We start from the raw sequence: 24,487 nt of genomic DNA on the forward strand, positions 1-24,487 counted from the left end.
GCGGAAAGCAAGTGCCTGGAGCGAAAAGGAACGAACTCTGTTTTCATTCCATCACTTCTTACCATCAGTAGTCGTTCCATAATTCTTTTTTTTACTCATTTTAGAACCAGAATTTTTTTGTTTATTCCCACAAGGTCAAGGAGATACTAACCGATAACAACTTGTATCTACTTGGAGGGAGACGAATGAGCTTTACTAGCATCGCTTTGTTTATCCAGTTATTCTTCGGAATAATCATTGGATTGTACTTTTGGAACCTATTGAAAAATCAGCGAACGCAAAAAGTTTCCATTGATCGAGAGTCAAAAAAAGAGATGGAAGAATTACGAAAGATGAGATCCATTTCGTTAACTGAACCTCTTGCAGAAAAAGTAAGGCCATCAAGCTTTGAAGATATTGTAGGCCAAGAAGATGGAATTAAAGCACTGAAAGCAGCATTATGCAGTCCGAATCCTCAGCATGTCATCATCTATGGACCTCCTGGCGTCGGGAAAACCGCAGCTGCCCGATTGGTCTTGGAAGAAGCCAAGAAGAATATGAAATCCCCTTTTAAACCTGCAGCTGTATTCGTTGAACTGGATGCAACAACCGCACGCTTCGATGAACGGGGAATTGCCGATCCGCTGATCGGGTCTGTCCATGATCCCATCTATCAAGGAGCGGGAGCCATGGGACAAGCGGGGATTCCCCAGCCGAAGCAAGGGGCTGTAACGAATGCCCATGGCGGGGTTTTGTTCATTGATGAAATAGGAGAATTGCATCCTATCCAGATGAATAAGTTATTAAAAGTATTAGAAGATCGCAGAGTGTTTCTTGAAAGTGCCTACTACAATGAAGAAAATCATCAGATTCCTACTCACATACATGATATTTTTAAAAATGGCCTCCCGGCAGATTTCCGTTTGATCGGTGCAACCACTCGTACCCCGAGTGAAATCCCGCCAGCTATCCGCTCTAGATGTATGGAAGTATTCTTTAGAGAGCTTGAGCATGATGAAGTGAAGAAAGTAGCTGCCAGAGCCGTTGAGAAAGTGGAAATGACGATTAGTGACAAAGGTCTTGAAACGCTTTCCTCATACGCCCGTAATGGACGTGAAGCGGTTAATATGGTCCAGATCGCAGCTGGAGTAGCCATTACCGAAAATAGAAAAGAAATCTTTGATCATGAACTGGAGTGGATTATCCAATCCAGTCAGCTTTCTCCCCGCTATCAGAAAAAAATCAATGAAGAAGCTACCATTGGATTAGTAAATGGGTTAGCTGTAACAGGGCCCAATACAGGTTCCCTACTCGAAATTGAAGTAACCGTTATCCCGGCAACGGATAAAGGGCTGATCAATGTGACGGGAATCGTGGAAGAAGAAAGCATCGGAGATCGTAGTAAATCAGTCCGAAGAAAAAGTATGGCGAAAGGCTCAATTGAAAACGTGATTACAGTGCTTCGATCCATGGGTGTCCCTGCCGATCAATACGATATTCATGTGAACTTTCCTGGCGGAGTACCCGTAGACGGTCCTTCTGCAGGGATAGCCATGGCACTCGGCATCTATTCTGCCATTTACCGAATTCCAGTGAAACATACCATAGCTGTTACCGGTGAAATCAGTATCCACGGTCTCGTGAAACCGGTTGGCGGCGTGACCGCGAAAGTGAAGGGCGCGAAATTGGCTGGTGCCACTATTGCGATCATCCCTTATGATAACCAGCAAGCAATGTTGAGTGAAATCGAGGGGATTGAAGTGATCCCGGTAAAACAGCTTAAAGAAGTATTGGATCTGGCATTAATGAAGGAAGCGCCACTTCAAACTGATCTCATAACAGAACAAAATAAGAAAAGTGTATAGACTGTTGACCGATTCGGGTCTATCCGAATCGGTTTGTTTTTGAATGGAAGAGAAAATGGAATAAGCGTTAAATGGACTGAATAAAGTTGTAAATACCTATTTAATAGACACTACCTAGTAAATAAGTTAGAATTGTACAAAGACTTAGAGCAAAATTCGGAGGTGTTATATGTGGCAAATCAAAATAATTTAACGGTTCCCCTCCTTCCATTAAGAGGCTTACTTGTGTATCCAACAATGGTCTTACATTTAGATGTTGGACGTGAGCGCTCCGTACAAGCTTTAGAAAAAGCAATGATGGATGATCATTTAATTTTCTTAACAACTCAAAGAGATATGAATATAGATGAGCCAACACAAGAAGATTTTTACGAAATGGGAACTCTTACAAAGGTAAAGCAGATGCTTAAATTACCGAATGGAACGATCAGAGTTCTGGTTGAGGGTTTAAACAGGGCATCGATTGAATCATTTACTGAGCAAAAAGACTTCTATGAAGTGGAAGTAAAGGAATTCAAAGATTCCGATGTGAAAGAATCAGAAACAGACGCTTTAATGAGGACGTTATTGAATTATTTCGAACAATACATAAAGCTTTCAAAAAAAGTTTCAGCCGAAACGTATTCCACTGTTTCAGATATTGAAGAGCCGGGAAGACTTGCGGATATCGTTGCCTCCCATCTTCCATTGAAAATGAAAGAAAAGCAAAACGTTCTTGAAACCCTGGATATCAAGAAGCGACTTCAAATGGTGATCGAGACCATAAACAATGAAAAAGAAGTGCTCAGCCTGGAGAAGAAAATCGGGCAGCGTGTGAAACGTTCCATGGAAAGAACCCAAAAAGAGTACTACTTACGGGAACAAATGAAAGCCATTCAAAAAGAATTGGGCGACAAAGAAGGAAAAACCGGTGAAATTGAAGATTTAACATCGAAGATAGAACAAGCGGATATGCCGGAGGATGTTGAAAGAACAGTATTGAAAGAGTTGGCACGCTATGAAAAAGTTCCATCAAGCTCTGCTGAAAGCTCTGTCATACGTAATTATATCGAATGGCTTGTATCACTGCCATGGTCGACGGAAACAGAAGATCAATTAGATATAAAACGTTCTGAGCAAATATTGAACCGGGATCATTATGGCCTTGAAAAGGTAAAAGAGCGAGTGCTTGAGTACTTGGCTGTTCAGCAGTTAACTCAATCCCTTAAAGGACCCATCCTATGCCTTGCCGGGCCTCCGGGTGTCGGGAAAACGAGTTTAGCCCGTTCAGTGGCTGAATCACTGGGGCGAAACTTTGTCCGCATTTCCCTCGGAGGCGTTCGAGATGAGTCAGAGATCAGAGGTCACAGGCGTACCTATGTAGGTGCGATGCCCGGCAGAATCATCCGTGGCATGAAAAAAGCAGGCACCATCAATCCTGTTTTCCTTCTTGATGAAATTGACAAAATGTCAAGTGATTTCAGGGGTGACCCTTCTTCTGCGATGCTCGAAGTACTTGATCCTGAGCAGAATTCGAATTTCAGTGATCACTATATTGAAGAAACGTATGATTTATCCAAAGTCATGTTCATCGCAACGGCGAATGATTTATCGACCATTCCAGGCCCGCTCCGTGACAGAATGGAGATCATTACGATCGCAGGTTATACAGAGCTTGAAAAATTGAATATTGCGAAGCACCATTTATTGGAGAAGCAAATTAAAGATCATGGCCTAAATAAATCGAAGCTTCAGGTCAGAGATGAAGCGATTGTGGATATTGTTCGTTATTACACAAGAGAAGCTGGTGTGAGGAGCCTTGAACGCCACCTTGCAGCCCTTTGCAGAAAAACGGCCAAGATCATTGTCTCTGGTGACAAGAAGCGTGTCGTGATTACTTCCAGCAATATTGAAGAGTTCCTGGGGAAGAAAAAGTTCCGCTATGGTCAAGCTGAAATAGAAAACCAAATCGGTGTTTCAACAGGTCTTGCTTACACCACGGTTGGAGGAGATACGTTACAAATCGAGGTTTCCTTAGCACCGGGTAAAGGAAAGCTTGTGCTGACGGGAAAATTGGGAGATGTCATGAAAGAGTCGGCTCAGACGGCATTTAGTTATGTACGTTCGAAAGCGAATGATCTTGGGATCGACGAGTCTTTCCACGAGAAATATGATATTCATATCCACGTTCCTGAAGGAGCAGTTCCAAAAGACGGTCCTTCAGCAGGAATCACCATTACGACGGCACTTGTATCAGCCCTGACAGGTAAATACGTCAATCGTGAAGTAGGGATGACAGGTGAAATCACCCTGAGGGGAAGAGTCCTTCCAATCGGGGGAGTGAAAGAAAAAACATTAAGCGCTCATCGTGCGGGAATTAAAACGATTATCCTTCCGAAAGATAATGAAAAGGATATAGATGATATTCCTGAAAGTGTAAGGGGAGAATTAACGTTCATCCTTGTATCCCATATTGATGAAGTCTTAGAGAAAGCATTAGTAGGTGAAAAGAAGTGAAAGTAAATCAAGTTGAGCTAGTCATCAGTGCAGTCAGGCCTGAACAATATCCTGGCGATTTTCTTCCTGAGTTTGCCTTAGCGGGACGCTCAAACGTAGGGAAATCCTCATTCATCAATAAAATGATCGGCCGCAAGAGTATGGCAAGGATTTCATCCAAGCCAGGTAAAACCCAGACGCTGAACTTTTATAAAATAGAAGAAACCCTCTATTATGTGGACGTACCCGGTTACGGTTTTGCCAAAGTATCAAAAACGGAGAGGGAAGCATGGGGCAAGATGATCGAAACCTACATCACTTCCCGTGAGCAGCTAAGGGCGGTCATCCTGATCGTGGACCTGCGACATGCGCCAACCAATGATGATGTCATGATGTACGATTTCCTCAAGCATCATGAACTTCCATGCATCGTCATTGCCACGAAAGCGGATAAGATCCCGAAAGGCAAATGGCAGAAGCACTTGAAAGTAACAAGAGAAACACTAAATATGGACAAAGAAGACGACCTCATCATGTTCTCTTCCGAAACAGGCCTTGGAAAAGACAAAGCCTGGGACGCCATCAAGTCGTTCTATAAATAAGCCTTGAAAAGAACCGATTTCCACATATGTGGAGATCGGTTCTTTTTTTATGACTAAACATGACAGCACCAATCTAGCTTAAAAGTAGTATAAAAGAGGGTCTACTGAACTCCGTATAAGGTTGATAGACCTATATCATCAAAGGATATGAAAGGAAATGAAAGGATAGAGACGCATATGTATCTATAACAAAGCTGAATCTCTTTCATCCAAGAAAATGGATAATTATAAGCTGTAGAAGCTATATTTGAATTTTGAGAATTTTCTCTTTTGTTGATAAAATTATGAAAGATTAAAAATATTACAAGCTACATAAGGGGGACTCTAGACAGTGAAGAATTGGAAAAGCCTAGTCTTGTTAGTCATTTCTGCGCTTCTTCTATCAGCCTGTGGCGACAAAGCCACAACGGAAAATGGTGCGAAGTTAGTAGAGGAAGGCAAATTCGTTTATGCAGCTTCAGGTGAATTTAAGCCATTCAGTGTAACAAATAATGATGGAACCATGTCTGGTTTCGATATTGAAGTGGCAGAAGCCGTTGCAAAAGAAATGGGGCTAGAACCTGAACAGAAGAAATTCAAGTTTGCAGGAATTGTAGAAGGAGTGAAATCCGGACGTTTTGATGCGGCGGTTGCCAGCCATACGATCACGGATGAACGCTTGAAGGAAGTAGACTTCTCAACTCCTTATTATTATTCGGGACCACAGATTTTCGTTCGCCCGGACAGTTCTGTAGAAAAATTGGATGATTTGGAAGGAATGGAGATTGCCGTTTCCAAAGGATCTACTTACGCAGAGACTGCTCAGGGAGTAACGGATAATATTCAACAATATGATAGTGACGTAGTCGCATTAGAAGCTTTAAATAAAGGAAAGCATGATGCCGTCATTACCGACTTCATCACAGGGAAAGAAGCGATCGCAGCAGGGCTGAACGTTGAAGCCCGTGAGCTGATCGGCCGCAGTGAGCAAGCCATCGCTGTAAGCAAAGAAAATGAAAAGTTATTGGATGAAATCAATAAAGCGCTTGAGACCTTAAGAGAAGACGGTACGCTGAAGAAAATCAGTGAAAAATATTTCAATACAGACATCACATCAGATCCAGAAGAAGAGTAAAGGCAGCATGACACAGAGCGAATGTGCTTCTATGCGCATTCGCTTTTTGTCCGTTATTTACACGTATTGAATAGACTGGAGGGAAGTTCATGCACTTTTTTGAAACCTTAACTGGTACATATGATGTTTTTCTAAAAGGGATGTTATTAACATTCCAATTAACCTTTGTATCTGTTCTTATTGCGATCGTGATTGGTTTGTTTTTCGCGTTTCTCAAGATTTCAGGAATCAAGCCATTGGAACTATTAGCGGATTTATACATTTTCGTTGTTAGGGGAACACCATTAATTGTTCAAATCTTTATTTTCTACTTCGGATTAACTTCATTAAATATTTCAGGCTTCTGGTCTGTTGTCATGGGTCTTGCTTTCCATAATGGTGCATACATCGCCGAGATTTTCCGTGGAGCCATTCAATCCATTGATAAAGGGCAAATGGAAGCGGGACGCTCCTTGGGGATGTCTCTTGGATTATCCATGAGAAGGATCATTTTGCCTCAAGCATTCAGACGGGCCCTGCCACCACTTGGTAATCAATTCATCATTGCATTAAAGGATTCATCTCTTGCTTCATTCATAGGGATGTTCGAATTGTTCAGTGTGGCAACGACGCTTGGATCCAACAACTTTGATTACATGACCTACCTGCTCGTTGTAGCGATCTATTATCTGGTTCTGGTACTGGTATTCTCAACGATTGTCAATATCATAGAAAAGCGGATGTCGGTCAGTGATTAATAAAGATGCGGGAGGGATGAGTGTGAGTCAGGAAATGATTAAAGTGGAGAAATTAAATAAATCCTTTGGTGATTTACATGTATTGAAGGATATTGATATCAGTGTAAAGGAAAGTGATGTGGTTTGCCTCATTGGAGCCAGTGGATCGGGGAAGAGTACATTACTCCGCTGCTTAAACTTCCTTGAACTGAAAGACAATGGAAAGGTTGTCATAGAAGGCGATGAAGTCAATCAGGATACACATGATTTGAATAAAATCCGTCAGAAAGTAGGTATGGTATTTCAACATTTCTACCTTTTCCCTCACAAAACGGTGCTGGAAAATGTGATGGAAGCTCCGGTATATGTCAAAGGGGTTTCGAAGGCGGAAGCAAAGAAGGATGCGAAAGAGCTATTAAAGAAAGTCGGCCTTGGGGATAAGGAAAATGTCTACCCATCCAAGCTTTCCGGTGGCCAGAAGCAGCGTGTGGCCATTGCAAGGGCCCTGGCCATGAAGCCTGAAATCATGCTCTTTGATGAACCTACCTCAGCACTTGACCCTGAATTGGTCGGAGAGGTCTTGGCTACCATGAAGGAGCTTGCTTTAGAGGGGATGACGATGGTCGTGGTGACCCATGAAATGGGGTTTGCCCGGGAGGTAGCCGATTGGGTCGTGTACATGCATGATGGCAGGATCGTGGAAGTAGGTCCTCCCCAGGAATTGTTCAACGCTCCAAAAGAGCAGAGGACGAGAGAGTTTTTGGATTCAGTCCTCTAATAGTACGTAGAAAAGCCCGGAACAAATTCCGGGCTTTTCTTTTGATCAAATAGAATTATTTCTTCTTTATAAACAATAAGTAGACGCCAATTCCGATAATGATGATAGGCCAGAATTCCCAGGCCGTTCCCACACTTCCCTCGATCAAGCCAAACCATCTCACCACTTTATCATAGAAAAGGAGAATGATAGATAGTGTTAAAAAGAGCACCCCTTGAAAAAGTCCTGATCTCGTTTTCTGGTATCTAAGCAGAAAACCCAATGCAATGATCAGTATGAAGGTCCCCATGTGATCTGGCCAGATTTCGAGTTTATTGACAACATGAAAATGCAGACCGAACCCAACGAGGATCGTACCGGGTAAAATGGCTTCAAAGTCCCTTCCCCCGTATCCCTGTCCCAGAAATGCCAGTCCGACAATCATCAATAAAGTGGGCCAGGTGAAGAACTCCTGAAATAGCACGATGTTTGCTTGCTGTAAGTAAAAGTAGGCTCCAAACCCAATCAAAATGATCCCTGGGAATATTCTTTGTTGTCTCATACTCTTCCTCCCGTACTTTATTAATACTTCTTCCCCGAAAAGAATGTTGTTTTTAACAAAAAGTCCTCTTTGGCTCTGTCAATTAGTATGTGCTGGATGGTGAGGGGAACTGCTCCGCTTTCCGCGGACGTTCGGCCGAGCCTCCTCAGCTTCGCTTCCGGGGTCTCGGCACGCCCGTACTTCCGCAGGAGTCTGCGCAGTTCCCCTCACCATCTTTAATGGAATTTTCATGACAGAGCTTCAAAGTGTGCAATAATACAATGTAACTAGAAAAAAATATTCTTCCTTAAAAGGAAAATCAATCATTACTTAGGATAAATGTAGATTGTTTGCAAAAAGACTTGTTTATATTGTTTTTCATCAAGGATACATGCTCAGAAAGTTGATTGGAGCGGAAGGATGCTCGACTCCTGCGGGAATAGCTGGACAGGTGAGACCCCGGAGGCGCAGCCGAGGAGGCTCACCGCCAGCCCCGCGGAAAGCGAGCATCCTGGAGCGGAAATCAACTAGTACTTTCTCTTCTACAATAGCAACAAACTTTACGAAAAGAGCCTATTAGAAATTAAAGTTTTAATTACTGTTTTTTTAGGGAAAATAATACATAATAAGAAAAATAAGCTCAGATGTTTCGACAAATAGATGAGAAACCTTTCCATTACTTGATTCTTCAGGCTTGTTTTGGTACCCTACATTAGTAGGTAATGTCGAAATATATAAGATTGTTTAGAATTGAAAATGCTTTCATATTGATTCTTTGTTAATCTTAAATGTATATGAAAAAATGAATGTTTAGCAAGTCCCGGAAGAAGCATGCCCTTCGTACCTTATAAATGTATCATACTTAGGTTTCAATTTCTGTTCACATTTACGGGTCAGGAGCTTTTTCGGACATGTTATAATGAGAGTAATGATTTTAGTTGGGGGTGTAGTGCATAGCATGTATACAATAGTCGTTGGTTTGAATTATAAAACGGCCCCTGTTGAGATTCGTGAGCGTTTATCATTCAATGAAACTGATCTTCCTTTCGCTATGAAGGCTTTAAAGGAAAAGAAGAGCATTCTGGAAAATGTGATTGTTTCTACATGTAACAGAACGGAAGTTTATGCAGTAGTAGATCAGCTTCATACAGGTCGTTATTATATTAAAGATTTCTTATCTCAATGGTTCGATATAGATAAAGAGGAGTTCACGCCTTATCTTTTCATTTATGAACAAGAAGGGGCAGTTGAGCACCTTTTTAAGGTTGCGTGCGGATTGAACTCAATGGTATTGGGGGAAACCCAGATACTCGGTCAGATTCGTTCAAGCTTCCTGAATGCACAGGAGTCAGGAGCGACCGGTACAGTATTTAATCATCTGTTCAAGCAGGCAGTGACGGTGGCCAAAAAGGGTCACTCTGAAACAGATATCGGTTCCAATGCCGTGTCTGTCAGCTATGCAGCTGTTGAACTGGCTAAAAAAGTATTCGGCAGCCTGGAGAAAAAGCATGTTCTCATTCTGGGAGCAGGTAAAATGGGAGAGCTTGCGATCCAAAACCTTCATGGCAGTGGGGCTACTAAGGTGACGGTCATTAATCGTACGTATGAAAAGGCCCAAACCTTGGCAGAACGTTTCAGCGGTAATGCGAAAACATTGCAGGAGCTTCAATGTGCCCTTGTAGAGGCTGATATTATGATCAGTTCTACCGGTGCAAAGGATTTTGTCATAACAAAAGAGATGATGTCCCATGTGGAAAGCATGAGAAAGGGTCGTCCTCTCTTCATGGTGGATATTGCAGTACCACGTGATCTGGATCCCTCCATCGGTGAATTAGAAAGTGTTTTCCTTTATGATATCGATGATCTGGAAGGCATCGTCCAGGCAAACCTGTCTGAGCGTAAGAAAGCAGCCGAGCAAATTGAAATCATGATTGAAGCTGAAATTGTGGCTTTTAAAGAGTGGTTGAATATGCTTGGAGTCGTCCCTGTTATTTCGGCTCTTCGACAAAAAGCACTCTCCATCCAGGCTGAAACGATGGAAAGCATCGAGCGGAAAATGCCTGACTTAACAGATCGTGAGCGAAAAGTGTTAAATAAACATACGAAGAGTATCATCAATCAGTTGTTAAAGGATCCGATCCTGCAAGCGAAGGAATTAGCGGGTCTTCCCGATGCGGAAGATAAACTGGATTTATTCATCAATATTTTTAACATTGAACAACAAGTGCTGGAGCAGAAACAAGTAAAAGCAGCCAATGAAAAGACTGAGAGCGATCTTAAGCTTATACCACAACCTTCTTTTCAAGCATAAGTGAGGTTATTGACTATGTTTGAACAAACGATGACTAGGCTGCATGAACTTATGATTGTTCTGTATGCTATTAGTATTCTCTTTTACTTTATAGATTTCTTAAACAAAAACCGGAAGGCGAATCTGTTTGCCTTCTGGTTACTTGCGATTGTTTGGGTTCTTCAAACAATCTTTTTATTTCTATACATGATCAACACAGGCAGGTTCCCGGTCCTCACCATTTTCGAGGGACTTTATTTTTATGCCTGGGTCCTCATTACCCTGTCACTGGTCATCAATCGATTATTAAGAGTGGACTTTACGGTGTTTTTCACAAATGTACTTGGTTTCATCATCATGGCGATCCATACGTTTGCACCGGTACAGGTAGAGTCCCAGGCAATGGCCGAACAGCTCGTATCCGAATTATTGTTGATTCATATTACGATGGCCATCCTTTCATATGGCGCCTTTTCATTATCCTTTGTGTTTTCCTTGCTTTATCTCCTCCAATTTAAATTATTGAAGGAGAAGAAATGGGGACAGAGGCTTTGGCGGATCAGTGATTTGTCCAAACTTGAGAAGATTTCATATATCTCAAATTCCATTGGAGTAGCGATGCTTCTACTTAGTTTGATACTTGGGCTCCAATGGGCTTATATTAAGCTGCCGGAATTTCTTTGGTATGATCCGAAGATAGTAGGGTCATTCATTCTATTAATTTTATATAGTAGTTATTTATATCTCCGCATTAAAAAAAATGTATTTGGTAAATCATTAGCTTTTCTAAATGTTGCAGCCTTCTTGATCATATTAATTAACTTTTTCCTGGGAAGTCGGTTGTCTTCATTTCATTTCTGGTATTCATAAGATTTCAGGAGGTCATTATGAGAAAAATCATTGTTGGATCGAGACGAAGTAAATTAGCACTGACACAAACAAATTGGGTGATCGATCAGTTGAAAGCACTGGATCCCTCTTACGAATTCGAAGTGAAGGAAATTGTGACAAAAGGGGATCAGATCCTTGATGTCACCCTATCGAAAGTCGGTGGAAAAGGCTTGTTTGTAAAAGAAATCGAACAAGCGATGCTGGATAAAGAAATCGATATGGCCGTTCACAGTATGAAAGATATGCCTGCGGTCTTACCTGAAGGACTGACCATCGGATGTATACCGGTTCGCGAGGATCACCGCGATGCGTTCATTAGTAAAAATCATGTGGCACTTAAAGATTTACCGGGGGGAGCAATCGTAGGAACGAGTAGTCTTCGCAGGGGAGCACAGATCTTATCCGTACGTCCGGATCTTGAAATCAAATGGATCCGTGGTAATATCGATACGCGCTTAACGAAGCTTCAGAATGAGGACTACGACGCAATCATCCTTGCAGCGGCAGGATTATCCCGTATGGGCTGGACATCGGATGTTGTAACGGAATTCCTGGATCCCGATCTTTGCCTGCCTGCAGTCGGTCAAGGAGCGTTGTCCATTGAATGCAGAGAAGATGATTCTGAGGTGCTTGAGCTTCTGCAGAAGTTTGCGTGTGTTGAGACCACAAAGACTGTAACGGCTGAAAGGGCGTTCCTTCACAAGATGGAAGGTGGATGTCAGGTGCCGATTGCAGGGTTTGCCGAGCTGCATGACAATGGAGACATTGCCTTAACGGGACTTGTAGCTTCTCCTGATGGGAAAACCATTTATAAAGAATACATGGTGGGTCAGGATCCTGTACAAGTAGGTGAAAAAGTGGCTGAAAGTTTAACAGAACTGGGTGCTAAAGCCCTTATCGATCAGGTGAAAGAGGAGCTTGATCACTAATGAAGGGGAAAAGGCCTTTAGAAAATATAAAGGTTTTGATTACTCGTGGCAGTGAGGGATCCAGTGAAACGGCCTCCCTCATTGAAGTCGAGGGAGGGATTCCGGTTGTGGTGCCTCTCCTTCATTTTCACCCTCATGAAGATAAGTGGGAAAAGAATCTTCACACAACCATACATACGTACGAATGGATTATTTTCACCAGCAAAAATGGAGTTAGATTCTTTCATCAAGCATTGAAACGACTACAGCTCGATCTATCTTCCTTTTCCGGGAAGTTTGCTGCTGTTGGAAGTAAAACCGAACAATATTGCAAGAAATACGGAATCCCTGTTTCCTTTGTGCCTGAACATTTTACAGGGGATGACTTTGCAGAGGAATTCATTTCGAAAGTGAAGCCTTCAGGGGGCGTCCTGATACCAAAAGGGAACCTGGCAAGAAACGTCATTGCTTCAGAGTTAACCTCTGCAGGAGTACCCTGTCAGGAATGGATTGTCTATGATACCGTCCTTCCAGAAGGGAGCATCGGTCAGTTGAAGGATATCATTGAAGAAGAAAAACTTGATATCATTACGTTTACCAGCTCATCAACGGTTCACCATTTTATGAAGGTGATCGATCAGTATAGCCTTCATGATGAAATTCAGGACATTCCCATTGCGTGCATTGGCCCCATTACAAAAAATACGGCTGAAAAGTACGGATTGCATGTAAAAATCTGTCCAAGCATTTATACTGTAAATGAAATGGTAAACGATATGAAAGAATTTATTATGAATAGATCATCAAAATAAAGCTTTATTTACTCAGGAGGTTCATACATGAAAGATCTGCACTTTAACCGTCATCGTCGCCTGCGTCAATCAGACAATATGCGTGCGTTGGTAAGAGAAACTCATCTAAGAAAAGAAGATTTAATCTATCCATTGTTTGTAGTGGAAGGGGATAATATCAAGAATGTCGTTCCTTCCATGCCTGGAGTTTATCATATTTCCCTTGATAACTTAAAAGCAGAGATGGATGAAGTGGTTTCCTTGGGTATCAAATCCATTATTCTTTTCGGTGTTCCAGCTGAAAAAGATGAGGTGGGAACACAAGCGTATCATGACCACGGGATCGTCCAACGGGCAACACGCTTTGTGAAAGAGCATTATCCGGAACTGGTTGTGATTGCTGATACCTGCTTGTGTCAATATACCAGTCACGGTCATTGCGGAATCGTGAAAGACGGAAAAGTATTGAATGACCCAACCCTTGATTTATTAGCGAAAACGGCTGTAAGCCAGGTTGAAGCGGGTGCTGATATCATTGCCCCTTCAAACATGATGGATGGATTTGTAGCGGCGATCCGTCACGGATTGGATGAAGCCGGCTATCACGATGTGCCGATCATGTCATATGCCGTCAAGTATTCTTCAAGCTTCTATGGCCCATTCCGTGATGCAGCACACTCCACACCTCAATTCGGAGATCGCAGAACCTATCAGATGGATCCTGCCAACCGCCTTGAAGCGTTAAGAGAAGCACAGTCGGATATTGAAGAAGGCGCAGACTTCTTAATTGTGAAACCTGCCCTGTCCTATTTAGATATCATGAGGGAAGTGAAAGACCGTTTTAATGCACCCGTTGTCGCTTATAATGTAAGTGGTGAGTACAGCATGGTAAAAGCAGCGGCTCAAAACGGCTGGGTAAACGAACAGGAAATCGTAATGGAAAAGCTGACAAGCATGAAACGTGCGGGTGCAGACCTCATCATCACGTATTTCGCAAAAGATGTAGCGAATTGGTTATCCTAATTGGTGGAAAGTTCCTGTAAGGATGACTAAAAGATCACTAAAGGAGGAACCGATATTGCGTTCATATGAGAAATCGAAGCAAGCGTTCAAAGAAGCAGTGGAATTAATGCCCGGCGGAGTGAATAGTCCCGTACGAGCATTCAAATCCGTAAAGATGGATCCCATTTTCATGGAAAGAGGAAAAGGGTCTAAAATTTACGATATCGATGGAAATGAATACATTGACTACGTTCTATCCTGGGGACCGCTTATTCTTGGTCACAGCAATGATCGTGTGGTGGAGTCCATTAAAAAAGTAGCAGAGAACGGGACAAGCTTCGGTGCCCCGACGGAAATCGAAAACAAGCTTGCCCAGCTTGTGATTGAAAGAGTACCAAGTATTGAAGTCGTGCGTATGGTGTCTTCCGGTACGGAAGCGACGATGAGTGCCCTTCGTCTGGCTCGCGGATACACAGGCCGCAATAAAATCATCAAGTTCGAAGGCTGCTACCACGGTCATGGTGATTCTTTATTAATCAAAGCAGGGTCCGGTGTGGCGACTCTTGGCCTGCCTGACAGCCCTGGTGTACCTGAAGGCGTGGCAAAGAACACGATTACGGTGCCTTATAATGACTTGGAAAGCATCCGCTATGCCTTTGAACAATTTGGAGATGATATTGCCGGAGTCATTGTAGAGCCTGTTGCCGGAAATATGGGTGTCGTTCCACCTCAGCCCGGCTTCCTGGAAGGACTGCGTGAAATCACGGAGAATCATGGTTCCCTGTTAATATTTGATGAAGTCATGACCGGGTTCCGTGTCGGATACGGATGTGCCCAGGGCTACTATAATGTAACACCTGACTTAACTTGCTTAGGTAAAGTGATCGGTGGGGGTCTGCCGGTAGGTGCATATGGCGGTAAAGCTGAAATCATGGAGAGGATTGCTCCGAGCGGTCCGATTTATCAAGCCGGAACCCTATCTGGAAATCCATTGGCCATGACAGCTGGATATGAAACCCTGAGCCAGCTGACTCCTGAAACGTACAAAGAGTTCGCACGCAAAGCGGACCTGTTGGAAGAAGGCTTAAAGAAAGCGGCAGAAAAACATAACATCCCTCATAGAATCAATCGTGCAGGCTCCATGATCGGGATCTTCTTCACGAATGAAGAAGTAACCAACTACGAAGGTGCCAAGTCATCAGACTTGGAGATGTTTGCTGATTACTACCGTGAAATGGCCCATGAAGGTGTATTCTTACCACCTTCACAATTCGAAGGACTATTCTTATCGACAGCTCATACAGATGAAGATATTGAAAAGACCCTCGAAGCAGCTGATAAAGCGTTTGAGAAAATCAGTAAGAAGTAATGATGATAGCCGATCCTATTTTTAGGATCGGCTATTTATATTCGTTTTCCTATCATAATCCTCCTTTTCGTTTCATAAAGTGATAATGGCATTGTTTACTATTTCTTTGTTTAGAACTGGAAGGAGGAATTTCTTTTGTCACAAGAACAACAATCGTGTTTGCGATTTTCTTTGGAAGAATCAATTTGGTTTAAAAAAGGACAGGAAGTTGAAGAATTGCTATCTATCTCCTTAGATCCTCATATAACGATTCAAGAACAAGAGCAATACGTACTTATCAGGGGTAGTCTTGATCTCTCGGGTGAATATTTACCCACCTCACCGAGAGGGGAAGAAGAGGATGAGTTTGAAGCTGGTGGAAAGTTTGTTCAAATTGTAGAAAAAAGGGAAAAAGGTGAATATGAATTTGTTCATCGTTTCCCGGTGGATGTGACCATTCCGAAAAATCGAATTGCTAATTTAGGAGACATTGATGTGTTCGTTGAGTCATTTGACTACATCGTTCCTGAGAATGCATGCTTGAAATTAAATGCCGATTTAACGATTACCGGGATTTATGGAGAACAGCAGACGCATCCTCCCCTTGAAGCTGAATATAGCAGAGAGGAAGAATACGAGCCGCTTTACCGTTCGAGTGCAGTGGCCGAAGTAGAAGAAGAAACAGCGGAGGAAGAAGTAGAAACAGAAGAAGAGCAAGAAGAAAGAGAAGAAGTATACGAGTATGAGAACTACGACGTCGAAGAATTGGCGGCGAACGTTGAAGAGGATGAAGAAGAAGAGGATTTTGAAGACGCCGAGTACCAGCCGTTTAACCTTGAAGGACGGACCCCGCCTGCCGGAGAAGAGGATGAAATACCGGTACAGATTCAATACGATGCCCATCCGACTCATTCCTATGAGGAAAATTATTTCCGGAAAGAAAACGTGTTTGAACTGCCGCAGCATGAACTGAGTGAGTCATCGGAAGAGCAGCCTGCCGAACCAAAGGCCGCCTACACCCCGCCTCCTAAATACAAGCAGCAGGAGGTCGAAGAAGAATCCTCCTCCTCACCCGCAGTAGAAGCGGAGATGGAAGAAGGAGAGGAAGAAAAGAAAAAGACAAAAGGTAAAAAGAAATATGAAAGCATTTCATTGACCGACTTCTTTGCAAGAAAAGATGAGGAAAAGGGTGCAACGTTACGGGTATGCATTGTTCAAGAGGGTGAGACCCTGGACTATATTGCAGAAAAGTATGATTTGACCATTCCGCAGCTATTGAGGGTCAATCAACTTGAAGCCAATCAAGACGTCTATGCAGGGCAGGTTCTTTATATCCCGAAAAGCGAGTACGTCTTCAAGGGTTAAAGGATTCGGGTGAAGTCGTTCCCATTTTTAAGACCCATGAATAGCGTAATGGATATATAAAAGAAACAATGGGGCTGACACCAAATTCATTGGAGTTAGTCCGTTTTTTTTAGAAAAGTAATCTTAGAAGGTGAGAGGAATGGTACAAACGCTTGATGGATTAAAGCATGTCTTACAACCTTATGGCGTCGAACCCCATTTTGTTGAGAGCTACGGGAAGATTTCCAAAGTGTTTTCCAATAAAGGCACACTGGCTGTTAAGCAGATCCCTGCCCAGACTGGCGTTGATTTTGTCCGGAATGTGCAACTATTGTTTCAGAGGGGATATAACCGCATTGTCCCGATCTACCCGACCTTGGATGGGCGTTATGCGGTATGGAATGAAGGGGAGTTATACTATGTGATGCCCTGGCTCTTGAACCTGGAAAGGGAAGATCAATTTGAAAAGCATCAGAAAATGTTCAGGGAATTGGCAAGATTGCATACTCTTTCGTCTCAAGAAGTGAAGATTGATAAGGAGGAGAGAGAATCTCATTACGAGCAGTTGACATCCAGGTGGGATAAAGAACAGCAGTTTCTTGATGAGTATGTTGAAGCATGTGAAAAAACAACGTATATGTCCCCTTTTCAATTGCATTTCTGCATGTATTACAAGGATGCCACTCAAGCGTTGAAATTTTCACGCAAGATGCTTGATGAGTGGTATGAGGAGACGAAGGAGCTTGAAAAGGTGAGGACCGTCATCACTCACGGAAAGGTTTCCACGGAGCACTTTCTATTCGATGAAAGAGGCTTGGGGTATTTCCATAACTTTGAGAACTCAAAGATGGCTTCTCCCTTTCATGATCTCTTGCCGTTTTTGTCGAGAACATTGAAAACCTATCCTAAGTATTACGAGGAATGTGTCGAGTGGCTCACCACCTATTTTCAGCATTTCACAGTACGCAATGAAGAGCGGCTCCTGTTCATGAGTTATTTAGCTTATCCAAGCTCTGTCATTGCAGTGGTGGAAAAGTATTTTCATACACCGAAGGATAAGCGGAATGAACGGAAATCACTCAAGAAATTGCAACGGCACTACTGGCTGCTGAAAAATACGGAATACGTGGTCATGCGGTTGGATGAAATGGAAAAACAGAAGCAGGAGCAGGCGGCTGAAGCAGAATAAATAAAAAAAGGACTGGCGAAGTCCAGGTTCGTCAGTCCATTAAATCCAATCGAAATAAATGGCAAGCCCAATACCGATAAAAAGGGTTAAAAGAAGGACATCGAAAGTGGTTGGAAGCAAGATGGTCCGGACCCCTTGGAAGATGGTAAAGGGAATGATGAATTGCTTACATATCAACCTGGCGTTTCCCATCCATTTCTGCATGGTGTATTGATTGATTTTTTTCATATTCGACCACTCACTTTCCTGGGTATATTCACTACTTTATCTTATGATTTCAATGCGTAATGGTGCCTGGAGTAGGCGGAATGAATATTTTTCAGGAAAATTGGCGATAATGATTGACGAAAGTTTATCTTATCCTATACTATAATGAGTAAATAAATAATCACGAAAAGCAATGAACAGGAAGAGTACATTGATTCTTACTTTCAGAGAGGAAAATCGTTTGCTGAGAGATTTTCTACGTTAAGACAATGGAAGGTCGCCTGGAGAGCTGTTTCTATGAATAACAGTAGTAGAAGCCGGTTAAAAGCCGTTATTGATTGTCGAGAGTTCAGGAAGCTTATTTTTCCTGAGAAAAAAGGTGGTACCGCGAATGGAATCCTTCGTCCTTTTCATAGGACGGGGGATTTTTTTATTTTTTTAGAAAAGTGTAGTTATTCGCACTAATATAGGAGGAAAACAAATGGAAACTCAAGATCAGCAATTATCTATGCCGACAAAATATGATCCCAATGCCATTGAGCAAGGCAGATACAAATGGTGGCTGGAAGGTAAATATTTCGAAGCCCAAAACGATAAGGAGAAGGAGCCTTACACAATCGTCATCCCTCCCCCGAACGTAACGGGAAAACTTCATCTTGGTCATGCTTGGGACACAACCCTGCAAGATATACTCACAAGAATGAAGCGCATGCAAGGTTACGATGTATTATGGCTGCCGGGTATGGACCATGCAGGAATCGCAACACAGGCGAAAGTGGATGAAAAACTTCGCAATCAAGGCATTTCACGCTATGATTTAGGCCGTGAAAAGTTCGTGGAAGAAACGTGGAAGTGGAAAGAAGAATATGCCGAGCATATCCGTCAGCAATGGTCCAAGGTTGGATTAGGCCTTGATTATAGCCGTGAACGTTTCACGTTGGATGAAGGTTTATCGGAAGCTGTACAAAAGGTATTTGTCGACCTTTATAACAAAGGCCTGATTTACCGTGGTGAATACATCATCAACTGGGACCCGGCAACGAAAACGGCCCTTTCAGACATTGAGGTTATCCATCAGGATGTACAAGGTGCATTCTATCATATGAAATATCCGCTGGCTGATGGAAGTGGGCACATTGAAATTGCCACAACCCGCCCGGAAACCATGCTTGGTGATACGGCCGTTGCGGTTCATCCGGAAGATGATCGCTACAAACATCTGATCGGTAAAACCGTTACCCTTCCAATCGTGGGTCGTGAAATTCCGATTGTAGGAGATGATTACGTTGATATGGAATTTGGTTCCGGGGCAGTGAAAATAACGCCTGCTCACGATCCGAATGACTTTGAAATCGGTAATCGCCACAATTTAGAACGTGTTCTTGTGATGAACGAAGACGGAACCATGAATGACAAGGCGGATAAATACCAAGGGATGGATCGGTTCCAATGTCGTAAGGAAATCGTGAAAGACCTTCAAGAAGCCGGCGTTCTGTTCAAAATTGAAGAGCATATGCATTCAGTCGGTCACTCGGAAAGAAGCGGAGCGGTGGTTGAGCCTTATCTTTCCACTCAGTGGTTCGTTAAGATGGATCCTCTGGCAGAAGAAGCTGTAAAACTTCAGCAGGAAGAGAACAAGGTCAACTTTGTACCTGACCGCTTTGAGACGTCTTACCTGCGCTGGATGGAGAACACGCGTGACTGGTGCATTTCCCGTCAGCTTTGGTGGGGACATCGCATCCCGGCCTGGTATCATAAAGAAACGGGCGAAATCTATGTAAACAACGAAGCGCCGGAAGACATTGAAAACTGGACACAAGAAGAGGACGTACTGGATACATGGTTCAGTTCAGCTCTATGGCCGTTTTCTACAATGGGCTGGCCTGATCTGAATGCAGAGGACTTTAAACGCTACTACCCAACCAACACACTTGTGACGGGATATGACATCATCGGATTCTGGGTATCACGCATGATCTTCCAAGGCCTGGAGTTCACGGGTGAACGTCCATTTAAAGATGTACTGATTCACGGACTTGTTCGCGATGCAGATGGACGTAAGATGAGTAAGTCATTAGGAAACGGTGTAGATCCAATGGATGTCATTGAAAAGTACGGAGCAGATTCACTGCGCTACTTCCTATCTACAGGCAGCTCACCGGGTCAGGATTTACGCTTCTCCTTTGAAAAAGTAGAATCTGTATGGAACTTTGCAAATAAAATCTGGAATGCATCCCGTTTCGCCCTTATGAATATGGATGGCATGACATATGACGAAATTGATTTATCAGGTGAAAAATCAGTTGCTGACAAATGGATCCTTACTCGTTTAAATGAAACGATCGAAACTGTGACACGTTTAGCAGATCGATACGAGTTCGGTGAAGTTGGTCGCGTCCTTTATAACTTTATCTGGGATGACTTCTGTGATTGGTATATTGAAATGGCGAAACTGCCTCTATATGGAGAGGACGAAGCAGCTAAGAAAACGACCCGTTCGATTCTCGCTCATGTCCTCGACAACACAATGAGACTTTTACACCCGTTCATGCCGTTTATTACCGAGGAAATATGGCAGAACTTGCCGCATCAAGGCGAATCCATTACGGTCGCTGCATGGCCGACGGTTCAAGAAGACCTGACAGATCAAGCAGCAGCGGAAGAGATGAAGCTTCTCGTTGACATCATCCGTGCCGTACGTAATGTCCGTGCAGAGGTTAACACGCCGATGAGCAAGCAGATCAACTTGATGCTGAAGGCAAAAGATGCACATACGCTAACGATCATCGAAAAGAACAAAGCGTATATCGAAAAATTCTGTAACCCGGAGAAGCTTGAAATGGGTACAGATTTAGAAACACCGGAAAAAGCGATGACCGCGGTCGTTACGGGTGTAGACTTATTCCTTCCATTGGAAGGGCTGATCAATATCGAAGAAGAGATTGCCCGCCTGCAAAAAGAACTGGAGAAATGGACGAAAGAAGTTTCCCGTGTTCAAGGTAAGCTGAACAATGAAAAATTTGTAAGCAAAGCCCCTCAGAAAGTAGTAGATGAGGAAAAAGCAAAAGAAAAAGATTATTTGGAAAAACAAGCGACTGTCAAAGCCAGAATAGAAGAGCTGAAATCAGTTTAATTGTACCGAGTGCATAAAGGTTAAGAAGAGGGCTTTAAAAGAAGGTCTGATTGTTACAGGGGAAATCCTATCCGCAATCAGACCTGATTAGAGCCCTTTTTCTAATGAAACCTGAAAGAGGGAGTGAATAAGAAGTGTTAACCTATGAAAAAGCCGTTGAATGGATACACTCAAGACTCAGACTAGGAATCAAACCAGGGCTAAAGAGAATGCAGTGCTTGTTAGAGGAACTTGGTAATCCCCATGAAAGAATCAAAACCGTTCATATCGGTGGAACAAATGGTAAGGGGTCCACTGTAACCTATTTGCGAAATGTATTGCAGCAATCAGGGTATTCTGTAGGCACGTTTACCTCACCTTATTTTGAGAGGTTTAATGAGAGAATCAGTATCAATGGAGAGCCTGTTTCAGATGCAGACTTAACTCTTCTTGTGGAAAAAATAAAGCTCATTGCCGAGAGCATGGAACAATCCGAATGGGGAAGTCCATCTGAATTCGAGGTCATAACAGCCATGAGCTTTTACTATTTTGCAGAAGTGAAACCTGTCGATCTCGTCCTTTATGAGGTTGGACTCGGTGGAAGACTCGATTCAACGAATGTCATCACCCCCATGGCTTCAGTCATAACGAGCATAGGCCTTGACCATATGCAATTCCTGGGGAACACATTAGAAGACATCGCCTTTGAGAAAGCCGGTATCATCAAGGGCTCCGTTCCTGTCATATCAGGGGTCCACCAAGAAGAAGCAGCGAATGTGATAAGAGATAGAGCGTTAAAAATGGATAGCGATTTATTTGAACTTGGAAAGGATTTTTCAGTGGAACGCCTTTCGATCCTTGAAAAAGGTGAAAGATTTTCCTATCACTCACCTTCATTGAATGAAACGTACGAGCTTTCGATGATTGGCACTCACCAAATGAACAATGCGGCAATTGCCATAAAGGTAATAGAACTGCTTACTGAAAAGCAGGTCATTAAAGTAGAAGGGACACACATAAAAGCTGGATTGAAAAAAGCCTCGTGGCCGGGAAGGATGGAACTCCTTTCAAATAAACTGGAAATATATATAGATGGTGCTCATAATCCTGAAGGAATCAAGGCCTTGGTGAAAACGATCCAGGATCGCTTTATGGAGAAGAAGGTGACGGTTCTATTTTCCGCATTGAATGACAAAGACTTACAGCCGATGATTTCCCATCTCGAAGAAGCAGTCGATGCGATCGGGTTTACGACCTTTGACTTTCCAAGAGTGGCTTCAGCAGAAGAGCTTTACAGATTATCTTCCCATCCCCATAAGGAAGAAGTTCCGCATTGGAAAGAGTATCTTCACGAGAAAATCCCCGAGCTGAAAGAAAATGAAGTACTGCTCGTAACAGGTTCTTTGTATTTTCTATCTGAGGTAAAACCCTATCTTCTTAAAGAATTAGAAAATTACAGAAAAAAGTAAGTGACTTAATTGAACTGCTTTGATACACTATTCTTAAACTTGTGACTATTTGACTAGTGTAGTATGATCGGACTATATTAAATCGAATGTAGACCTTTGGGGGATAGATATGACATTATCAGTAAAAAAGAAGCTGTACATATTGCTGGCCTGGCTAGCCCTTGTACCTGCTGGATTGTATTTTACATATCAGAACTATCCTCCTGAAAATATTGCAGGAAATGAGCTGGAGCTTTTAACCTTAGTGGCTTTTGCCACCTTTATCCCACTTATGCCCATTGTGATAAATGGTGCCACCATTTTCTTCATCCAGTGGGTGACCCTCGTAGGGTTTATAAAGTATGGATTATTTATTGAGATCGTCCTCATGCAATTCTCTATTATCCCATTGCTTATCCGACTCAGGCTGACCAAAACCGATTGGCATAGAATTCCCTTGAATTCAGTGATGTTCTTTCTTGTTTCGTTAGTGAGCGGCCTCATCTATTTTCTATTTGGTGGAGAAGTGGGATTAAGGGATATCGGTCAATTACTATTTCCGATTCTCAGTTATCAAATCGTTTCGATCATGATCAATCAAATTCTACTTTTGTTGTATCAACACTATGTAGTGAACAATGATGTCCGGTTTTACAGCAAGGATTTCGTTTGGGACTTTACCGCAAACATGATCATGTTCCCTCTCTCATTATCTCTCTATTATTTAACGTTTGAACTGGGAGCCTTCGCTTCTCTATTGATCGGTATCCCTTTTGTGAGCTTATCGATCATCTTAAAGCTCTATAACTCTTCTGAAAAAATCAATGAATACCTTCAAAAAGCGGGTGAAATCGGTCACCAATTAACGGAAAGCCTGAAAGTAAAAGAAGTGCTTGATATATTCATCGAGAAAATCATTGAGACCCTGCCCGTTGAGTATGCATATATCCTTGATTGCCAGGATGAAGAACTTGTTCTCTTAAGGCGTGTAGAAAATGGTGAAATGAAGGCGAATAACCTGCGTCCCTTAAAGAAAAGCCAGGGAATCAGCGGTGTAGTGTGGGAAACCGGGACGTCCGTCCTTTATACTTCCCGATCTGAATGGACCGACATCGCTGAAGGGTATATGCCCGATGGAGTGGAAAGCGTTTTGTGCGTTCCCATTGTAAGAAGCCAAAAGGTAAGAGGGATTCTTCTATTGGCCTCTTCCAAAAAGAAAGCCTATGAAAAATATCAATTGATGATCGTCGATATTTTATGTTCCTATTTAGGGGTGGCAATCGCAAATGCAAGGCACCATGAACGGACGAAGAAAAACAGTGAAAGATGCGCCCTGACAGGACTATACAATTACCGCTATTTTGAAGATCTCCTGTCGCTGGAGTTCAATCATCTCGATGCTGGGAAAAGACAAAGTCTCTCTCTCATCATGCTCGACCTGGATCACTTTAAGGTGATTAACGATAACTATGGTCACCAGAGCGGTAACGAAATCCTGATTGAACTTGCCGACCGCCTTCGCACCCTTATTGATTCAAGGGGGACAGTTGCGAGATATGGAGGGGAGGAATTTGTCATCCTTCTTCCGGATACGAAACGGGATGAAGCACTCCGACTTGCTGAGCATGTGAGAGGTGCGATTGCCAATGAGCCCTTCACCCTCCATGACAGCCTGGACGAATCCAACAAACGAATGATGGTCAGGATCACAGCGAGTATCGGGGTCTCGACCGCACCGGAGGACGCCGATGATACGCTTGCTCTTATCCGCCATGCGGATCGGGCATTATATACAGGTGCCAAGCAGGCTGGGCGGAATCGGGTGGCTCAGTATGTGAAATGAATCCGGAGAACACCTTCCTGCATGGGGAGGTGTTTTTTGTATGAACGAAAATTATGACTTTTCTT

Annotated in this window: 19 protein-coding genes and 1 other annotated feature; of the genes, 17 read left to right on the top strand and 2 right to left on the bottom strand. The window is 42.9% G+C overall.

Features of this window, described 5'->3' with window-relative positions; genetic code table 11:
* The first annotated feature begins 185 nt into the window (after nt 1–185).
* The 6 genes from lonB to TV75_RS14335 all read left to right on the top strand — a co-directional run bounded on the left by lonB (nt 186) and on the right by TV75_RS14335 (nt 7,529).
* Nucleotides 186–1,844 carry an ATP-dependent protease LonB gene (gene lonB, locus TV75_RS14310; RefSeq protein ID WP_044339482.1) on the top strand — a complete coding sequence of 553 codons (1,659 nt, stop codon included), beginning with the start codon at nt 186–188 and terminating at the stop codon, nt 1,842–1,844.
* Between the two features lie 171 nt (nt 1,845–2,015).
* Nucleotides 2,016–4,340: an endopeptidase La gene (gene lon, locus TV75_RS14315; RefSeq protein WP_044339483.1), complete on the top strand. Its 2,325-nt coding sequence runs from the start codon at nt 2,016–2,018 to the stop codon at nt 4,338–4,340.
* Nucleotides 4,337–4,921 carry a ribosome biogenesis GTP-binding protein YihA/YsxC gene (gene yihA, locus TV75_RS14320; protein WP_044339484.1) on the top strand — a complete coding sequence of 195 codons (585 nt, stop codon included), beginning with the start codon at nt 4,337–4,339 and terminating at the stop codon, nt 4,919–4,921. Before lon ends, yihA begins: the two co-directional genes overlap by 4 nt.
* A 331-nt stretch (nt 4,922–5,252) precedes the next feature.
* Nucleotides 5,253–6,035: a transporter substrate-binding domain-containing protein gene (locus TV75_RS14325; RefSeq protein ID WP_044339485.1), complete on the top strand. Its 783-nt coding sequence runs from the start codon at nt 5,253–5,255 to the stop codon at nt 6,033–6,035.
* Between the two features lie 89 nt (nt 6,036–6,124).
* Entirely contained in the window at nt 6,125–6,772 is a 648-nt protein-coding gene (locus TV75_RS14330) for an amino acid ABC transporter permease (protein WP_044339486.1), read from the top strand.
* 16 nt (nt 6,773–6,788) lie between these two features.
* Nucleotides 6,789–7,529, top strand: coding sequence for an amino acid ABC transporter ATP-binding protein (locus tag TV75_RS14335; RefSeq protein WP_044339672.1), 741 nt, complete (start codon nt 6,789–6,791; stop codon nt 7,527–7,529).
* A 55-nt stretch (nt 7,530–7,584) separates the two neighbouring features.
* On the opposite strand, the gene TV75_RS14340 is transcribed toward TV75_RS14335, so the two are convergent.
* A complete protein-coding gene (locus TV75_RS14340) occupies nt 7,585–8,070 on the bottom strand; it encodes a LiaI-LiaF-like domain-containing protein (RefSeq protein ID WP_044339487.1) in 486 nt (161 codons plus the stop codon).
* 937 nt (nt 8,071–9,007) lie between these two features.
* Between TV75_RS14340 and hemA the strand changes: the two genes are divergently transcribed.
* The 8 genes from hemA to ysxE all read left to right on the top strand — a co-directional run bounded on the left by hemA (nt 9,008) and on the right by ysxE (nt 17,812).
* Nucleotides 9,008–10,360, top strand: coding sequence for a glutamyl-tRNA reductase (gene hemA / locus TV75_RS14345; protein ID WP_044339488.1), 1,353 nt, complete (start codon nt 9,008–9,010; stop codon nt 10,358–10,360).
* Between the two features lie 15 nt (nt 10,361–10,375).
* Complete coding sequence (locus tag TV75_RS14350) at nt 10,376–11,209, top strand: cytochrome C assembly family protein (RefSeq protein WP_044339489.1); 834 nt, start codon at nt 10,376–10,378, stop codon at nt 11,207–11,209.
* A gap of 17 nt (nt 11,210–11,226) precedes the next feature.
* Complete coding sequence (gene hemC, locus TV75_RS14355; RefSeq protein ID WP_044339490.1) at nt 11,227–12,159, top strand: hydroxymethylbilane synthase; 933 nt, start codon at nt 11,227–11,229, stop codon at nt 12,157–12,159.
* On the top strand, nt 12,159–12,950 hold the full coding sequence (locus TV75_RS14360; RefSeq protein ID WP_044339491.1) for a uroporphyrinogen-III synthase: 792 nt from the start codon (nt 12,159–12,161) through the stop codon (nt 12,948–12,950). The genes hemC and TV75_RS14360 overlap by 1 nt, the downstream gene beginning before the upstream one ends.
* Nucleotides 12,951–12,977: 27 nt before the next feature.
* Nucleotides 12,978–13,952 carry a porphobilinogen synthase gene (gene hemB, locus TV75_RS14365; protein WP_044339492.1) on the top strand — a complete coding sequence of 325 codons (975 nt, stop codon included), beginning with the start codon at nt 12,978–12,980 and terminating at the stop codon, nt 13,950–13,952.
* A 55-nt stretch (nt 13,953–14,007) separates the two neighbouring features.
* On the top strand, nt 14,008–15,300 hold the full coding sequence (gene hemL, locus TV75_RS14370; RefSeq protein WP_044339493.1) for a glutamate-1-semialdehyde 2,1-aminomutase: 1,293 nt from the start codon (nt 14,008–14,010) through the stop codon (nt 15,298–15,300).
* Nucleotides 15,301–15,435: 135 nt separating this feature from the next.
* Nucleotides 15,436–16,644, top strand: coding sequence for a stage VI sporulation protein D (spoVID, locus tag TV75_RS14375; RefSeq protein ID WP_044339494.1), 1,209 nt, complete (start codon nt 15,436–15,438; stop codon nt 16,642–16,644).
* Between the two features lie 139 nt (nt 16,645–16,783).
* Nucleotides 16,784–17,812, top strand: coding sequence for a spore coat protein YsxE (gene ysxE, locus TV75_RS14380; RefSeq protein WP_044339495.1), 1,029 nt, complete (start codon nt 16,784–16,786; stop codon nt 17,810–17,812).
* Nucleotides 17,813–17,851: 39 nt separating this feature from the next.
* Here the strand turns inward: ysxE and TV75_RS14385 are convergent, their stop codons facing one another.
* Nucleotides 17,852–18,040: a hypothetical protein gene (locus TV75_RS14385; RefSeq protein WP_044339496.1), complete on the bottom strand. Its 189-nt coding sequence runs from the start codon at nt 18,038–18,040 to the stop codon at nt 17,852–17,854.
* Between the two features lie 163 nt (nt 18,041–18,203).
* Nucleotides 18,204–18,431: a binding site (T-box leader), on the top strand.
* 69 nt (nt 18,432–18,500) lie between these two features.
* Between TV75_RS14385 and TV75_RS14390 the strand changes: the two genes are divergently transcribed.
* The 3 genes from TV75_RS14390 (at nt 18,501) to TV75_RS14400 (ending at nt 24,422) form a co-directional block, all read left to right on the top strand.
* Complete coding sequence (locus tag TV75_RS14390; RefSeq protein ID WP_044339497.1) at nt 18,501–21,152, top strand: valine--tRNA ligase; 2,652 nt, start codon at nt 18,501–18,503, stop codon at nt 21,150–21,152.
* Between the two features lie 134 nt (nt 21,153–21,286).
* Entirely contained in the window at nt 21,287–22,600 is a 1,314-nt protein-coding gene (locus TV75_RS14395; RefSeq protein ID WP_044339498.1) for a bifunctional folylpolyglutamate synthase/dihydrofolate synthase, read from the top strand.
* 109 nt (nt 22,601–22,709) lie between these two features.
* Nucleotides 22,710–24,422, top strand: coding sequence for a sensor domain-containing diguanylate cyclase (locus TV75_RS14400; protein ID WP_082051292.1), 1,713 nt, complete (start codon nt 22,710–22,712; stop codon nt 24,420–24,422).
* Nucleotides 24,423–24,487: the final 65 nt, after the last annotated feature.

This window comes from Rossellomorea aquimaris (genome assembly GCF_000935355.1).
Classification (GTDB): Bacteria; Bacillota; Bacilli; order Bacillales; family Bacillaceae_B; genus Rossellomorea; species Rossellomorea aquimaris_B.

What these genes read in the sequence shown, in the direction of transcription:
- ysxE (WP_044339495.1), top strand. Translation starts at nt 16,784, where the DNA reads ATGGTACAAACGCTTGATGGATTAAAGCATGTCTTACAACCTTATGGC.
- hemA (WP_044339488.1), top strand. Translation starts at nt 9,008, where the DNA reads ATGTATACAATAGTCGTTGGTTTGAATTATAAAACGGCCCCTGTTGAG.
- TV75_RS14400 (WP_082051292.1), top strand. Translation starts at nt 22,710, where the DNA reads ATGACATTATCAGTAAAAAAGAAGCTGTACATATTGCTGGCCTGGCTA.
- lonB (WP_044339482.1), top strand. Translation starts at nt 186, where the DNA reads ATGAGCTTTACTAGCATCGCTTTGTTTATCCAGTTATTCTTCGGAATA.
- TV75_RS14335 (WP_044339672.1), top strand. Translation starts at nt 6,789, where the DNA reads ATGAGTGTGAGTCAGGAAATGATTAAAGTGGAGAAATTAAATAAATCC.
- TV75_RS14360 (WP_044339491.1), top strand. Translation starts at nt 12,159, where the DNA reads ATGAAGGGGAAAAGGCCTTTAGAAAATATAAAGGTTTTGATTACTCGT.
- TV75_RS14350 (WP_044339489.1), top strand. Translation starts at nt 10,376, where the DNA reads ATGTTTGAACAAACGATGACTAGGCTGCATGAACTTATGATTGTTCTG.
- TV75_RS14340 (WP_044339487.1), bottom strand. Translation starts at nt 8,070, where the DNA reads ATGAGACAACAAAGAATATTCCCAGGGATCATTTTGATTGGGTTTGGA.
- hemB (WP_044339492.1), top strand. Translation starts at nt 12,978, where the DNA reads ATGAAAGATCTGCACTTTAACCGTCATCGTCGCCTGCGTCAATCAGAC.
- TV75_RS14330 (WP_044339486.1), top strand. Translation starts at nt 6,125, where the DNA reads ATGCACTTTTTTGAAACCTTAACTGGTACATATGATGTTTTTCTAAAA.
- TV75_RS14390 (WP_044339497.1), top strand. Translation starts at nt 18,501, where the DNA reads ATGGAAACTCAAGATCAGCAATTATCTATGCCGACAAAATATGATCCC.
- hemC (WP_044339490.1), top strand. Translation starts at nt 11,227, where the DNA reads ATGAGAAAAATCATTGTTGGATCGAGACGAAGTAAATTAGCACTGACA.
- TV75_RS14385 (WP_044339496.1), bottom strand. Translation starts at nt 18,040, where the DNA reads ATGAAAAAAATCAATCAATACACCATGCAGAAATGGATGGGAAACGCC.